The following is a 15,378-nucleotide window of genomic DNA, read 5'->3' on the forward strand; positions in this document are numbered from 1 at the left end:
ACAATAGATTAGAACTTGTGGCGAATACCTACTGCCACAGCCGCTTGGTTACCAGCGACGCCAGTGCTGTCGGATATACCGGTGTTGACGATATCTGTGGCGCGAATGTATGTTGCGAATGCATACAGATCCGTACGCTTCGACAGCGAGTAATCGGTACCCAAGTTGTATGCTGTCAGCTTGCCTTTGCCCGACACGCCGTCAAATTGAGCGCGGGTGTGTTGCACGGCACCCAACAGCTTCAACGCTGGAGTCAGCGAGTAGGCAGTACCGATTTCGTACACGTCAGCCTTGTTCGAACGAGCCAGTGTACGGTTGGTCACGATGGACAGCGAGCCGACGCTGGAAGCGGTCAGGTTCGCCTGGGTATTCAGGTCTTGCTTGACGCGCGACCAGTTACCATACACACGTGCTGGACCAAACTGGTACGAAGCAACCAGGTTCCAGCCTTTGTAAGCTGTGCTGCCTTGGTTCGCGGCCAGAGTATTTGGGGTCACGGTAGTTGCAGTTGCTGGAATCAAGCTGACATCAGAGGGCGAGCTACCGTTAGCCTTGGACTGGTAGTAACTCAGGCCGAGACCCAGTGGGCCATTATCGTACTTCAGGCCGGCACCGAAGGATTGGCCAGCGGAAGTCTTGCCTGCTTGTTCGCCGAAGCCGTACAGCAGGTTACCGGTGATGCCACTCAGGTTAGTAGTGGTGTAAGAAATCGAGTTATTGGTACGGGTGCCTTCCACGCGATCCAGGTTGTGGCCGACATTACCTGTCCAGCCACCGAATTCGTTAACCGAGGTGTAAACGGAGAGCGTGTCGGCGAAGTCGGTTTGACGACCAAGCAACACAGTGCCGAAGTCGCCGGACAGACCCACCACCGACTTGCGGCGGAACAGGTTCGAGCCGCTGACGGCGTCCGATCCTTGCAGGCCGCCGGTGTCGTTAGAGAAACCGGTTTCCAGGTTGAACACTGCGTTCAGACCGCCGCCCAGATTTTCAACGCCCTTGAAACCAATACGCGAACCTTGGATGACGCCGGAGTTGAGGCTGAACTTGCTGCCGGTGTCGCCTGCGGTGGTTGCCACCTTGCTTTGGTAAACAACGCCGGTATCAATGATGCCGTAGATGCTTACAGTACTTTGCGCTTGAGCAGCGCCTGCGAATGCGCCCAGAACAGCGAGTGCCAGCAAAGATTTTTTCATTTGAAATCCTTCTATAAAAATAGTCTTGAGGATCCGTACTTCAGTCGGATGCACAGACATTAAAGCTTCTGATGCTGCATGACTTCAACTTGGTTTATAGAAGTATTTTTTTAGATCAGATCAATAAAATAAATGGCATATGTTGTATTTTTTTCTCGATGAGATTCTCAATCTACGACGATGCATATGGTCCGTCCTGTGCGCATATCCGGTCGCGAAATACACGCTTCATATGGTTCATATCCGATGCCGAAAAGCGAATAGACATCTGCTCAGGCGCCTGAATATCAGCAGGGGTTTTGACGCCATGATGGACATTTTTGGCGACATCTTGGGTCACATCACCACCGAATGGCTACGACAGACGGAACCCGATCCTTCTGATGCTACACGCAGTCGCTGGCCTATTCATGCCCTGTGGACCTTGCCTGCCTCGATTGATTGAAAAGAGGAAGACGGCGAGCTATCGCACACCGTTCCTGTTTCCCGAAAGCCGGGAAAGGACTGGCTAATGACACCTGGTTTGAGTTCGCTGACTTCGTTCATGGCATCGCAATGCATCTGCGATTCCAATCAAGGCTTGGCGCTCTTTGGAGAGGAGCTTTGCATCTATCGCGAAGAGAAGGCGCGCCTCTTCGGTCGGTCGTTCTTCGATTATATTTGGGATAAGGTCGCGCTCAAAATCTGCCAGTACAACCAAGCAATGAATGCGACTCAACTCTCGGAACAGGAGAAGAACGCCAAGCAGATCTCGGCTGCGACTCTGCGCAATCGCATTCGCTATCTCACGTCGGCGTGCCGGTATGCTTTGAAGCGCCACGGCATGTGTGAACACGATCCGGCGGAGCCCGTGATTGCTCCGATGGCGCGAAACCAACGGCGGCGTTACATAGAAAGGAGGGAAATGTTGCAATTACACCGTGCATGCAGGCATATGAACGCATACCGCTCAACGAGCCGCACTATGACAAGAAGCGCGGCGAGCTTTACGACCGTATCCGCTTGCTCCAAATGGCGTTGGAAGCCTTGACGCTGCAACTCAACGAGGCCAAGCACAAGGATCGTGATACGGCTAAACTAAGAACGTGCTGAAATTCTTTCGGCACCCAGCCACTCGCAGAGATAAGGAGAGCAGCTCGCCGCTTTCCCATTGATAATTTGATGGAGGTAAGCATGCAGGCAATCAAGCGTTTCTGGTCTCTTTGGCGATACGCGATTCCGTCTGGTATCAATGTGATAATTTCGATTACTTGTTATGCAATCGGCTGGCATCTTTCAGATCAGGCATCAGGCGTGCCGTTAACACGCGCTGCCGCAGCGGCAACGGTTTTCTCTATTGGTTTTACCCTTTATGACTATCGCCAGGTGCTGGAAACAAGTGAGAGGGCCACCGCAGAAAAATTCAAGCGAGTCACAGATAATTTACCAATTACTGGCCCCAAATCTCAAGAGGCAGTCGAGGAGAAGTTGAAGCGCAACACCACGCAGGTTGTGAAAGTAGTCCGGGTGGTTGATTCTGTTGCACTAATGCTTGCCACTTTCGTTTGGGGTTTTGGCGATCTCGCGAACCGTTGGATGTAACTGCCGCAGTGCCCTGTAGAGATACGCAGGGTCTCTCGCGTGACGTTGATTTAGTCAAACGCTTCATGCTCCAGATAGGGTATGAGCACACTGACCGCAATCAGCGCACTCAACGACTGCCCGACCTTGACCGTAGGCAACGGCTAGCCCGCCTTCTCACCCGGGCTGGCGACAGCCAGGCGATCAAGAAGGCGAAAAAAAGCCACTTCAAAGAGTGGCTTCTAGGGTGTTTGGTGGCCCCCTCGGAGTCGAATCGAGGTACCAATCGATTATGAGTCGACTGCTCGGGGCTGAGAGGTGAAAACTATTGCATTTGTAGCCTAAAGCCACAAAAACCACCTTCGCTGCGCCTACTGACCTACTGATTTACGACGAAATTCTGGAAACATAACAACAAAAAAGGAAAAAGCGGCTTAGCGCGATAAGGCACTAAGCCGCTTCTGTACTGGTGCCCCCCCCGTGAGTCGAACACGGCACCAACGGATTATGAGTTTGGTTAACTCATTGATTTTATTGATTATTGGCTCGCCCTCACTCGTCACGTTTCGCCAACAAACGGGGGAAGTCGTCACGTTCCACGTACAGAAAATCGAGTTTTACAGAGATACCTGCATCGAATAATTCCAAGTAGGGCCACGTTTAAGACTTGCCCCTATCTAGCAGGAAGACGCCACCATTAAATACTTCAGGGACTGCGACAAGACGGCAATGCATTGACATTTACATATAGACGTATGCGCGATCTTGAACGAAATCCACTCGGTATATGTACTGGCCACGGTCACAAATGACCATTGCAGAACCGGGGCCGTTATAAGTTACCTGAGAAATCGAATTGCAACGAACTTGGTAACTGGCTACCGCAGCAACAGCGCGGACCAAGTTTATTTGGCTATCGCTACCTGGCAGAGATATGACAGCGGACTGTTCAAATGGGATGATGCTAGATGCGTCCTTACGCTGATTCTTATTGAAATCTTTTAAAGCAGCGAGTTTTTCAGCATTTTCATAGTCGCGTTTTTCTAGCAAGTCGTTTTCTAGCGGGATGTTTTTTGTTTTGGAGTTTGAAAAAAGAGTAGGCTCACTCCAAACGACTACATTGTTCCCTTCCAATCGAATATTGTATTGTTTTCCTGAGCACACTATCGAGTCAAATAGTTCTCGTTTGTAAAAGTCATATTTGCCTTCACATGTGAATCCAGCGCGCTGTATTCTGGAGACTGCAAGTTCTGCTTCTTCTTGTTCTTTTGGAGTTGCATGCGCTTCGTCTATATGGATAGAAGCTGTTAGGAAAACAGCTATAGCGACTAAAACAAGGCTCTTAAACTGAGTCGTTTTCATTCAAACTCCCAAGCTAGGCTAACGAATATCAATGACCACCATTCCACGAGTCTCGATAGTAGTCTCCTGAGTGTACATCGGACAACCTAAAAGCCGTAACTCCGCATCTTCTCCCGAAATAAAATCTGAGCCACCAAGACTTAAGAGTAAAAATAGTTGGGCTCAATTCTCATTTTTCATCAATTTTTCAGGCATTCATGTTGCAGCGTAAGTACATTCATACCCATAGCTAAAATCGGGGAAAATATGAATGTTCAAAAGCTAACTAACGACGACCTTCGCTTGCTCTTATCTTTTCTACCTTTATTAGAAAATGAAATGACAGAGGCAAAGCGGCTTCTACAACAGAAAATTAGTAAGTTGTACGACTCACCGAGTCAGGTCATATCGTGGTGTTCATTCTACGAACTTCCCATCATGGAACATGTTTCTGCCTTCGCCGTTAGATACGGCTTCGAAGAGGAGATACATCAAATTTCCAACTCGCCTAATCAAGTTGTTGCAATGGCCGAGTCTTTCGAAAAAATGGACGATCAGATCGAAATTCAGATTGCAACAATGACACCCGAAGAGCTTGAAGATGCTCAAAAAAACTTAATCAGCTTCTTTGGTTTAGCGACGTCCTTGTACAACTCGCTTCGCTGCGTTCTCGCCTTCGGTTGCCATCTTAACGATCTAATTGCCAAAGTTCGGGCAGGAGATGATCGCTCACTCTTCAATGCGCTACGACTTGATTCCACGGTTATCGGATGTCCGAGTGTAATGGCCCGAATCAGCTTGGCCTGCATGTTGGACGACAAGTCTTTTATGCGGAAATTGAAAAGCGCTCTGAATTCTCGACTTCAAAAACGAGAACAAGCCAATTTTAAGAAAATGCGATTGATTCTCCGAGTCCTCACTGAAGCAAAAGCCGAGAGGCTAACGAATGATCAACTCTACGAGTTGTTTGTTGAGCAACTCGATCTATATGCATCGGATTCCCGTAATGGCGATGTGATGAAGAATCTACGTAAATTCGCAGATCAGTACATGACCACTCACGCCACCACCTAAAAACTGCATTTTTAGGTGGTCGTCAGCAGGCGTCCTGATTCATAAAGTTCGTATCCGAAGCAAGGCATTGGGCTTTGCTCTTTCGGGAGAACTGCATGAAATCCAAATCTGATAGTAAGCATGGCAAGCGTGGTAATGACGATGAAATAACATCAGCCGTTCCATTTTCGCCGGATGTGCGCGCAGCGCACACCGCCGAAAGTGGGACGGAACAAGGTGCGTTGCCTAGTAACACAGCACCTAATAACAGCATAGATAGCAATGGGGTATCTGACCTGCCGTATTTTCAGGCTCTACGCTGGGGGGTGGACAGTCTGTATGTTTCTTATAAAGGCAAGCTGTCGCTGGAGATGACGATTACCCTCCGACGACTAAAAGAGCTGGCACAGTCGCAGAGACCTTCAGATGTCGCCGTTGCTCAGTTGAAGATTGGTGATCACATTTTCGAGGTCAAGGACAAGGGAACAGGATTGTTCGCCTTTATTCTCGAAGACAATGCTTTCCGTATCCATATCGCCAAGTCCGGCTCGAAAGCCGTACCAATGGCTTACGTGAAAATCTCCAGCCAATACCTCACTGCCCGTACGCCATGGGAAATTGTGGAAGAGCTGGATGATCTGCTGGCATCGATCAGTCATGACATGGAAGAGCCCAAAGTTAGCCGTATCGACTTGTTCGTCGATTTCGTTTCCTCCGTCAATATGGAAAGCTGGGATCGCGTAGCATGGGTGACGCGAGCACATCAGATCAATGCCTATTCCGTCAGCGGACAATTCACCGGTTGGACAATTGGCCTGGGTGGTGCAATCGGGGCTCGGCTTTACGACAAGGTGTTAGAGGTCGTTACTCAAAGCAAGAAGGAGTATCTATTCCCCTTGTGGAAGAAAGCTGGCTGGGACGGTTCTACGCGTGTCTGGCGTCTTGAATTCGAGTTGAAGCAGGAAGCGATTAGCCAACTCAAGATTAAAGGCTTCGACGCCGTGATGGAGCACTTGGGTAGTATTTGGAGTTACGCCACGACCGAATGGCTACGCCTGACTGAACCCAATGCCGCTGACGCTACACGCAGCCGCTGGCCTACGCATCCTCTCTGGGCCTTGCTCACCTCCATTGGCTGGGAAGAGGAAGGCGGCCAGCTATCGCGCACGTTTCCGATTTCCCGTGAGCCGGGGCGCGATTGGCTCATGACACATGGGCTGAGTTCGCTGACCTCATTCATGGCTGCGCAAGGGGTCTATGACTTCGACCAAGGGCTCGCGCTGTTCCGTGAAGAGCTTTATCTCTATCACGAAGAAAAAGCCTTTCTGTTTGGTCAGTCCTTCTCTGAGTACATTTGGGATAAGGTCGCACTCAAAATTCGCCAGTACAACCGGGCAATGAATGCGGACCAACTCTCGGAACAAGAGAAAAATGCCAAGCGCTTAAACGCTGCTGCCGATGCCTATCGCAAAGCAAGCGACGGCGAATAATCATGGAGCAATCTGGCCTGCCTTTGCCTGTTGCTCGGTGTTTGTCCAAGGAGCAAGCAGCACTCTATCTCGGAATTGGCGTCACCCTCCTGAACGAACTGGGTGTGCCGTTCGTCCGGCTTGGTCGTCGTTGTGTGTACGATACAGTTGACTTGGATAAGTGGCTGGACGAATATAAGCAGCGAGGGCGGGCCGGAAAGGAGACTTTATGGTCCGAGAAGTTGGAGTCTACAGAAGGAAAGATTCAAGGTTCTTTTGGATTAACGCAACCCTCCCCAACGGCAAACGCATACGCCAAAGCGCTGGGACTGAAAACAGAGAGGAAGCCGAAGCGTACCTCGCCAAGCTGACTCTTGATGCGTATCGTGAGGCGCATCTCGGTATCAAGCGAGAACGGTCGTGGCAGGAAGCCGTTGTTCGTTATCTCGCAATAAAAGGCAATTTGCGTAGTTTTAAAGATGTGCAGCGTATCTGTCGGAAGCTTGATCCCTATCTGGGCAAACTGACACTCAGCCAGATTAACGGCGATGTGATTTGGTCTGTCATTGCAGGTGAATCAAAAAAGGGGAATAAGCCTGCAACGATCAACCGCTACTTAGCGACTATCCGCAGCTTGTTACGGATGGCGCGGGATGAGTGGCAGTGGATCGATGTGTTTCCTAAGATTCGTATGTTGCAAGGCGAAGTGGAAAGAGATCGCTGGTTGAACAGGACTCAGGCCGATGCATTAATTGCGGTCTGCCCGACTCACTTAGCAGCCTTGGTTCGCTTTGCCTTGGCAACAGGCTGCCGCGCACGCGAGATAACGGGATTGGAATGGGAACGGGTTGATATAGCCAGAAGAACTGCTTGGCTTAATCAAACCAAAAATGGCACGCCAAGAGGCGTTCCTTTAAATCAGGATGCGATAGATGTGCTCGTTGAACAAATTGGTCAACATTCACGCTACTGCTTCTCGAATAAAGGGAAACCGATAGGTTGGGAATTCACCAACTCGGCGTGGCACGGTGCTCTTAAGAAAGCAGGAATTGAAGACTTTCGGTTTCACGACTTGCGGCACACATGGGCTTCATGGCATCGGCAGGCGGGTACGTCATGTGATGAACTGAAAGACCTTGGTGGCTGGAAGTCGCGAGAGATGGTGGACCGCTACGCAAAGTATTCAACAGATAACCTTGCGACTGCTGCGGCAAGAATAGAGCGGATACAGGCCAGTAACGTGCCTGATTCGGTCACGTTTTTGTCACGTCAGAAATAGAAAAGGGCTTACGTTTTACCGTAAGCCCTTGATATTACTGGTGGCCCCCCCGTGAGTCGAACACGGCACCAACGGATTATGAGTCCTCTGTTATGCTACTCAGAAGCCCACATAGAACCGGCACTTTTAACCTAAGTCATTGCTTTTAATGATTTATAGATATCCATTGCTTGCCATTGGATTCCACTGTTTTTCATTCTCACGTAGCCTATACCGTAGCCTAGACACATGCGTAGCCTTGTGCGTATGATTAGGCTACACATATGTACAGTTCACAAGGCTACCATGACCTACGAATATCCCAAAACAGCAAAGCTTACCCAGTCCGAAATTGAAGGTTTTCCCCTTTCGACAGACGGTAAGCAAGTCACGGTTTATGACACTGCTTTAAGAGGTTTTGCTTTACGTATTGGCGCAACAGCAAAGACATTTATTGTCTACAAGCGAGTTGCCAACGGGGCTCCTATTCGTGTGACGTTAGGAAAGTACGGCCATATAACACCTGCCCAAGCTAGAACGATGGCACAGCAAAAACTTGCCGAATTGACATCTGGCATTAACCCAATTGCCGTCAAGCAAGCAAAGAAGGCAGAAGAAGAAAAACCAAAAATCAATGCTACTCAGACACTCGAATGGCTCTTAGATGAATACACTAAAGATGTCTTAGTAGATGACAAGGGTGGTCGTGTAGGAACCCTGAAAGACATCAAGATCTGCAAGGAATACTGCAAAGCACGCACTATTACAGTTCTTGAACCTAAAGGCGATGAATGGAAGGTGAAAGGACAAGTGAAACTGTCCGATTGGTTAAGCCGTCCATTTCGTGAAATTACTCGACAAGAAATTCTAGATCGATTTCAACTATATAGCGTTGCCAAGCCTGCCAGAATTATAAAGAAGAATGGGCTTCAGCCGATCACCAGAACACATCAGCTCGTCTTTAAATACCTAAATTCAGCATACAACTACATCATTCCTGTGCATGAGTTGGACTTGAAAGAGAATTTCCGCAATCCGTTTGATGTTATTAAAAACAGGAAAATGTGGAAGAAGACAAATGAGAGAACCAATTTCATTGATTTCCGAAAGGACGAGTTTCAAGCATGGTGGAATGCTCTTATAGAATACCGTGAGCATAACGAAGTCGTGAGCGACTACATCTTGTTTTCCCTAATTCAAACTGGTCGTTCAATTGATATCGCGCCACTACGCTGGGAATATATTGACTTCGAATTGGAAGAGGTAAATTACAAGCAAACTAAAAATGGCTCAAACTATCGCTTTCCCATTACAAAGCTTGGCATCGAGATTCTTAAGCGAAGGAAGGAACATGCCATCAATGAGTATGTGTTTGGTTATGAAGATTCAAAAAATAAACATGTGACTCAAGATTGCAAATTCCACTTCCAGAATCTTTATGAAGCCTCGGGAAAACTGGTCTCTCACCATGACTTAAGAAGAACATGGGGAACAGCAGCTACTTGGCTGAGAATTGATATTCTCCATATAAACTACCTTCTCAAGCATAAGATGACAGACTCAAATGCTCCTTACTTGATGGCAAACTACGATCAAATCAAAGAAGCATTACAAGAAGTTGAAGACCTATTTTTAAATCGCTCAACAATACTGGCAAAGCAAAATGACTCCGAGTGAATTTCTGTACAAGCTGAAAAATTTACCACCAGACACCCCCCTGACTCCGAATCACATCATCGCTATTTTGGAGACCCTGGAACAATCGAAACCCGCAGGAGAAGACTTAGATAAGCTTCCGAACGCTAAATTGATCGATGAAGAGGCTCTTGCGGATTGGCTAGGTGAATCAACCTCTACCCTACAAAAATGGCGCCTGACTGGAAAGGGTCCAAAGTTTGTAAAAAAACCAAAGAACGTCGCCTATAAAGTTGGAGATGTACGGGATTGGCTTGATCACTTAACGGTTTCATCTACTGCTGAAACTCATACAAGATTGAATCGACTGGAGACAGATTTCTTCAATCCAGTTCCCTATATGTACACAACTGTAACGCCAGAACCAATGCCGTTCTTCCAGACGCTCAGCTTGCTTGAAGAAGAAATTGAAGGTTTCGTCTTGGAACGATTGGAATATTTCGCCATTCCTCAAGATAACCTCACAGCTTGGCTCTATCTTCGTGTCGGCAATGGATTCATGACGGATCTGAAGTATGAGGTTGAAGAATTCATTCAGTCTGGCGCCAATGTCAATCAGATAGCCACTCGTCTGATGGATCAACAAATCATCACATTCTCTATCGCTGATCTGATGGCATCATTCGACGGCATTGATTCTGGATACGGCGCACTTCTGACTACTTTGCTGGATAACGGATTAGATATATCTGAAGTCAAACAGCCGGAAGAGTTGTTCCGCAAATCAGTACGCTCATACGGCCTATTCCATAAACTTAGTGGAACCCTGAGGAATAAATCAGTTGAGACATATGTAGAACTAAGTGAAACGCTCACTTAAAATGAGCTGACAGTTCCCGTAAGACGGTCAGCGCCAACTTTCGTTCGCTTGCCTTCATTCCCTTAAGCATTTTCGCAATATCCTCTACCTGATCTAAGGGCCTAGGCGAGCCTTGTGTGAGCAAATCTCCTACAGCACAACCATAGATGTCTGCCAATTCATACAAACGTGGGACCGGAGGAATTACCGCTCCTCGCTCAAACCTAGATATGGTTTCCCGCTCTACTCCAAGCCTCTCTGATACCTGATCCTGAGTCAAACCCGTTTGTTTCCGATAGAAAGCCAAGGCTTTACCTATCGCTCGCCCTAATTCAAGTTCGTCATCCGAATCCATGTCCATCCAACATTTCAAGTCCATATGAGACATTGATAGTGGATGGCTTGCGGCCTTGCTTGAAGGACATATTATGTTGCGTTGAGACATAAATAGATCAATAATATATATGTCTCAATGCAACAATTTGTGTCACATATTGAATTTGATTGAATAGCACGTCTCCGTTGCACATTGACATCGTGTCTTTCGTCAGTGATTGAAACCAAATCAACAAAGGAATGGTATGAAAGCGTTTGTAGTTGCTCATAAAAATTTTCCGCTCATAACGATTCTTCTCTCCGTTTTATTAACTGGATGTGCAGAACTGCCACAGAACATGAAGCAAATGTCAGACACGCTGACGAATATGGGGCGTGGGAAGTTTGGCCCTACGAAGTTTGAACAATCAGGCTTAGCCAATATTTTCAAAGGTACCCAAGCGAAAGATAACTGGCCGCGTGTCGCGTTGACGATTGATGAGATCCCAGATGGCGCCGAACGGCCTAGCTCCGATTGGTCGGACAAAGGGCCGCCTATCGGATATTGCATCACTGTATCGGCGACTGTCTGGAAATCAGAAAAGGTCAGTCAAAAAATTGATCGCGTTCCTTTCTGTGCATCCGATCTTGATACTCGAATTCAGAATAATTGGTCCGCAGTTTTGGGGTGGGCAAGAACACCAAAGACCGAAATTAGAAACACAGGGGTAAGCCGTACCAGTGGCCCCAATCCTCCTGCAAGGTCATTCCCAAATCATTCGATCATTATCGAAAATGCTGGCTCTAAAGCGAATGTGATGCTCGGTGGTTTGCTCTGGAATATGGGAATTGATCTGGCAGAAGACCCACTCCACGAGGCACGAGTTTGGGTTGTCAGCACAGTGCGTTAAATCTCAGGAACCGCCATGATCATCATCGCTTTCGCCTTTGTCATCAGTCTCATCCTGTACCGCACTCGGACAAAACACCTATTTCTTCTAACGAAAAAGGAAAAATTCAAGAAGGCGCTACTTCAAACGACCGTTATTCTCGTCGGCGCTATTGTGCTCACTATCATAAAAGGACGGGAGTTCTATCACTACGGAATTCCTGCACCATTCCTGACTGTGATTGCGATTGGCTTCTACTTGGTGACATATCGTCAGTATCGGTCATGGACGGCATCCAAACGTGCGTTTTTGCGAACCGCCTTGGCAACGGTGGTTTTGGTCGCCGTTGGCGATATTGTTTTACTCTACATCTATGACTATGTCCCGCTGGCGGCAACAGTAGCAGTCCCCTTTCTATTGATAGCTCTGCGAACATTGGACAAATGGATTCTGGGTTGGGCAAATTTGTATCGGGGTGTGGCACTCACGCCGACACATTATGTATCCGAACGATTGGAAATCAGGCTGAATGAAATCAAAGAACCGGTCGATACAGATGATCCCTTCGAATTGGTTCCTGAACCAACTGTCTTCATCAAGTTTAAAGCTCGCAAGAAAAAACAAATGAAGGCAAAAGATGAGAATTGGAGCTATGAGAAAAATGGGAAATTAATTGATGTCGTCGAGACGCTCACGGATTATCAGGATTTCGAAGGGAACATTCCTTGCTCAATTTTTTATCTAGAGCGCAGCGAGCCGGATCAGATCCAAGGTAATCCAGATCAAACGACTTTTTATATTGAAAATCTTCGCGGCTATTTTGCGGAGAAAAAAATGATCAAAACGGGACAAGTGACGACAACCTCAGTTATCGACGGCGGTACTAGTTTTGGCTATTCGACAAACGGAGATATGGTCCTCATGAGCAATCCATCCCGAACAATCACACACTATGGAGAGACCTATCAATACAAGGTTTCTACAGGTTTGTATTTCGCCGAGATCTATTTTCACGCTGAAAACGGCACTCATCCGTTAAAAATAGAAATGGGACTTTTCGATAAGAAAAGCGTCTACGTTCTTGGTGGTGTTGTAAACAACATCAACGAAAAAACAAAAAAATTCAGAAACGTAGAGAACATCTGAATATATGAAACATTTTCCAGCCGCTATCCAAAATAGAAAATTTTTAACGGCAGCAACGCTGGGATGCTTCTCGATTGAAATCCAGTTTCATCGCTATAATCAACTACCAATGACAAGAAAGGGAGATTTATATGGCTGAGATAAAAAAGGGCGATGTCGTGATGTTGAAAAGCGGGGGGCCATCAATGACGGTAGAAAATGTAGGCAACTACGGCGGGATGGCGATGGGCCCAGAAGAAGGCGCGCTATGTAACTGGTTTGATGGAAATAAGCCCGTATCGAAGGTATTCGATATCGCTGTCCTAACTCATATTGACGATTAAGCATTTGAGTACTCCTTGGAAAAATCGCCTCAATTGAGGCGATTTTTTCGTGATCGAAGCCAAAATAATACTGAGTATATTTTTGTCATTGCGACTAGATCATGTCTCGGAGTTACGATAGTATTTGACAACAGTGTTAGGCTTATCCTCAGCGAAATACATCGACTACAACAGTTGATTTGGCGACATGAAGTCAGCCGTACTATTCACTAGCATTGACCACTAAGACTCTGCATCTGACGCCTTTTAGCATCGTTCAACAACCCAAGCAATCTGACCTTCTGCAGCGTTAATGTATATATACGTTCTGCGGCGGCGGTTCGCTGCGCGGGTGTTTTTGCGGCACTACGAGCTGCAATGGCAGCATTGATATCACCCTCGATCTCCCCTATCGCGCTCATGATTTCGTTTAACGACCCCATTGACGAAACATCCGGCGTCTTTTTATAAGCCGCATTGGCACTGCTCTCCCGCATCCCTTTTATTTTATCTACGATATTTTGAGTATCTGGCATTTGATACGGTACGGGACCAGTACGCAGTTTTCTAGTTACGCCTAATACCTCCGCAATGACGTGGCCGGTATCGTTATGTTTATTTTCTTCTTTGTCCATTTTGGTGTTCTCCTTATAGTTATTTTTTATGGGTCCATGGCCTTCTCCAATCCTGTGAGAAACTTTATGCGTTTCTGCTGAACGGTTCGAACGTAGCTGCGGGGGCTGCAAGTAAGCCGTAGAAAAGAATTGTCGTCTCTCGGCAATCAACTCGTTGAGTCGATATTGCTGGATGATGAATTCCTCGGGCATCAAACGTTTTGCAGGTGGCTTACCTATCGATTCCAGCAACCCTGCATAATCAGCATCGGCGTAATAAAGTGGACCGCGAAGCCGCTTCGCTTTCTCCGCTCCAGGAAATTTCACTGAAATATAGTCGGCTCCCTTTCGCGTTATCTCGATACCAAATTCGTCGTTGAGGCAACGGCATAATTCGTCACGGTTGCGTATCTCTCCCTTGCGAATCGCCTTGATTAGCCGTTTGTGCAAAAAGAGTTTATTACTGCGATCCTCTTTTCCCTCTGGGACTTTTCGCTCAAAATCCGACAGCGCTAGTTTCAATGGATCGGGGTGCACCTGATCGTAGCCCAGCTTTTCATTCATCACTTTGACAAATGCCTCATACAACTCAATATTGCGTTCACCAGGTGGGTGAATGCATAAGCGCTTTCCTGTGGTTAGCTCAAGACTAGGAAATAGAAAGTGAATTTCGGTATTGCCCTTATCCTCATGTCTGACAAACAGGCAGTTGTAATGACGACTATCCAAACCAGGGCATACAGTCTCCCTAAAACTCTGGATGGTTTCTTTGATTTGCTGGGATGTTGGGCGCTCGTTGTCACGAAATGCAATTGCCCCAGAAACATATTTATGCTTCCGCTTAATGCTATCAATTGCTGCAATCGTTGTCTCTGGACGGCCGGCTAAAATCTCTGGCTGAACGGATCTCTTCGCTCCCAAATGATCGGTGTCACTGAGCAGGTAGTTCACTGGAGATTTTCCGTTCGAGGTTCCTGAAGAAAATACGCGAACAATCATAGTGTCTGTCCAAAGAGTCCCGTCTCCTCCCTAACGGATTTCCACATTCCTTCTGCGATATCCTGAATCTGCATAAGCAGTAAAAGCATTTCTTCATCGGGTTGGCGGCCCTCAGACATCTGCGTCGCAAAGCTATCAACGTACTCCCCGATACGATTGATGACTTGTAGATACTGCAATTGCTGTTGTTCTTTAGCCTTGGAAGTAATGCCATCTTTCCCGCACAAACCTGTTTCCCGTAAATATTGCGCGAGATTTTTATATCCACCAGCAAGTGCCAGTGATTTCAACTGTGCTCGCTCAACATTACTAAAGCGAACGTCAATACGTTCCGTGCGACGAAATGGATGTCCATCGGCACCAGATTGTCCGGGCTGCTTCTTTTCTTCTACGATGGTGACTTGCTCTTCGACTTCCTGACTCATTCTCAGCTCCTTATAATTTTTATTGTTAGGCTGATTCTGGTTGCTACTAGGTGCGTCCTTGTTTTAACGGGGACTGGGGATCACCCCAGAAAATCCGACACCGCGAAAAATGGCAATATCATTTACGCGGAAAGGTTAACCTTGCTTCTTTTTATCTTCGCCTTTGCTTTAGTTATAGCCTGGTAGCAGTCGCTTTCAAGGGACACGAGACGAAAGGTAGGAAAATTGGATGAGCGGTTCTGAGTATGTATGCTGAGGCGGGTGAGACACCTCTGAGACGACCCGACTATTTTACCCGCCTCGGCTAATACCCTTT

At 47.2% G+C, this 15,378-nt stretch carries 15 protein-coding genes and 1 tRNA gene; 10 read left to right on the top strand and 6 right to left on the bottom strand.

Features of this window, described 5'->3' with window-relative positions:
• Window positions 1-8: 8 nt before the first annotated feature.
• Window positions 9-1,196: a porin gene (locus RV1423_RS19140; RefSeq protein ID WP_034300056.1), complete on the bottom strand. Its 1,188-nt coding sequence runs from the start codon at window positions 1,194-1,196 to the stop codon at window positions 9-11.
• A 511-nt stretch (window positions 1,197-1,707) separates the two neighbouring features.
• Between RV1423_RS19140 and RV1423_RS30400 the strand changes: the two genes are divergently transcribed.
• Together RV1423_RS30400 and RV1423_RS19145 are read left to right on the top strand one after the other, a co-directional pair.
• Complete coding sequence (locus RV1423_RS30400) at window positions 1,708-2,226, top strand: hypothetical protein (protein WP_197034964.1); 519 nt, start codon at window positions 1,708-1,710, stop codon at window positions 2,224-2,226.
• A gap of 143 nt (window positions 2,227-2,369) precedes the next feature.
• The gene (locus RV1423_RS19145; protein WP_155835166.1) at window positions 2,370-2,777 is read left to right on the top strand and encodes a hypothetical protein; all 408 of its coding nucleotides are present in this window, start codon (window positions 2,370-2,372) and stop codon (window positions 2,775-2,777) included.
• A gap of 720 nt (window positions 2,778-3,497) precedes the next feature.
• On the opposite strand, the gene RV1423_RS29945 is transcribed toward RV1423_RS19145, so the two are convergent.
• On the bottom strand, window positions 3,498-4,118 hold the full coding sequence (locus RV1423_RS29945) for a hypothetical protein (protein WP_155835167.1): 621 nt from the start codon (window positions 4,116-4,118) through the stop codon (window positions 3,498-3,500).
• 417 nt (window positions 4,119-4,535) lie between these two features.
• On the opposite strand from RV1423_RS29945, the gene RV1423_RS19155 reads away from it, so the two are divergent.
• The 3 genes from RV1423_RS19155 to RV1423_RS19165 all read left to right on the top strand — a co-directional run bounded on the left by RV1423_RS19155 (window position 4,536) and on the right by RV1423_RS19165 (window position 7,898).
• Complete coding sequence (locus RV1423_RS19155) at window positions 4,536-5,171, top strand: hypothetical protein (protein ID WP_155835168.1); 636 nt, start codon at window positions 4,536-4,538, stop codon at window positions 5,169-5,171.
• A 95-nt stretch (window positions 5,172-5,266) separates the two neighbouring features.
• The gene (locus RV1423_RS19160) at window positions 5,267-6,640 is read left to right on the top strand and encodes a hypothetical protein (RefSeq protein WP_034300098.1); all 1,374 of its coding nucleotides are present in this window, start codon (window positions 5,267-5,269) and stop codon (window positions 6,638-6,640) included.
• A gap of 208 nt (window positions 6,641-6,848) precedes the next feature.
• On the top strand, window positions 6,849-7,898 hold the full coding sequence (locus RV1423_RS19165) for a site-specific integrase (RefSeq protein WP_051516787.1): 1,050 nt from the start codon (window positions 6,849-6,851) through the stop codon (window positions 7,896-7,898).
• A gap of 38 nt (window positions 7,899-7,936) precedes the next feature.
• Here the strand turns inward: RV1423_RS19165 and RV1423_RS29950 are convergent.
• A tRNA-Ile gene (locus RV1423_RS29950) sits at window positions 7,937-8,006 on the bottom strand.
• 177 nt (window positions 8,007-8,183) lie between these two features.
• Between RV1423_RS29950 and RV1423_RS19170 the strand changes: the two genes are divergently transcribed.
• Entirely contained in the window at window positions 8,184-9,554 is a 1,371-nt protein-coding gene (locus tag RV1423_RS19170) for an integrase family protein (RefSeq protein WP_197034965.1), read from the top strand.
• On the top strand, window positions 9,541-10,392 hold the full coding sequence (locus tag RV1423_RS19175) for an AlpA family transcriptional regulator (protein WP_034300066.1): 852 nt from the start codon (window positions 9,541-9,543) through the stop codon (window positions 10,390-10,392). The genes RV1423_RS19170 and RV1423_RS19175 overlap by 14 nt, the downstream gene beginning before the upstream one ends.
• On the opposite strand, the gene RV1423_RS19180 is transcribed toward RV1423_RS19175, so the two are convergent.
• Window positions 10,385-10,726 (bottom strand): helix-turn-helix domain-containing protein, encoded by a 342-nt coding sequence (locus tag RV1423_RS19180; RefSeq protein WP_155835169.1) that lies wholly within the window; start codon window positions 10,724-10,726, stop codon window positions 10,385-10,387. The genes RV1423_RS19175 and RV1423_RS19180 overlap by 8 nt on opposite strands.
• Before the next feature lie 226 nt (window positions 10,727-10,952).
• Between RV1423_RS19180 and RV1423_RS29150 the strand changes: the two genes are divergently transcribed.
• The 3 genes from RV1423_RS29150 to RV1423_RS19190 all read left to right on the top strand — a co-directional run bounded on the left by RV1423_RS29150 (window position 10,953) and on the right by RV1423_RS19190 (window position 13,045).
• On the top strand, window positions 10,953-11,597 hold the full coding sequence (locus RV1423_RS29150) for a hypothetical protein (RefSeq protein ID WP_081768895.1): 645 nt from the start codon (window positions 10,953-10,955) through the stop codon (window positions 11,595-11,597).
• Between the two features lie 15 nt (window positions 11,598-11,612).
• Window positions 11,613-12,722: a hypothetical protein gene (locus RV1423_RS19185; RefSeq protein ID WP_034300070.1), complete on the top strand. Its 1,110-nt coding sequence runs from the start codon at window positions 11,613-11,615 to the stop codon at window positions 12,720-12,722.
• A 131-nt stretch (window positions 12,723-12,853) separates the two neighbouring features.
• Complete coding sequence (locus RV1423_RS19190) at window positions 12,854-13,045, top strand: YodC family protein (RefSeq protein WP_034300072.1); 192 nt, start codon at window positions 12,854-12,856, stop codon at window positions 13,043-13,045.
• Between the two features lie 209 nt (window positions 13,046-13,254).
• Here RV1423_RS19190 and RV1423_RS19195 read toward each other — a convergent pair whose 3' ends face one another.
• Window positions 13,255-14,589, bottom strand: a complete 1,335-nt coding sequence (locus RV1423_RS19195) for a relaxase/mobilization nuclease domain-containing protein (protein ID WP_231502363.1) — start codon at window positions 14,587-14,589, stop codon at window positions 13,255-13,257.
• A gap of 44 nt (window positions 14,590-14,633) precedes the next feature.
• Window positions 14,634-15,062 carry a hypothetical protein gene (locus tag RV1423_RS19200; protein ID WP_034300076.1) on the bottom strand — a complete coding sequence of 143 codons (429 nt, stop codon included), beginning with the start codon at window positions 15,060-15,062 and terminating at the stop codon, window positions 14,634-14,636.
• Window positions 15,063-15,378 lie beyond the last annotated feature (316 nt).

The sequence above is a fragment of the Herbaspirillum sp. RV1423 genome (genome assembly GCF_000577615.1).
Lineage (GTDB): Bacteria > Pseudomonadota > Gammaproteobacteria > Burkholderiales > Burkholderiaceae_D > Herbaspirillum.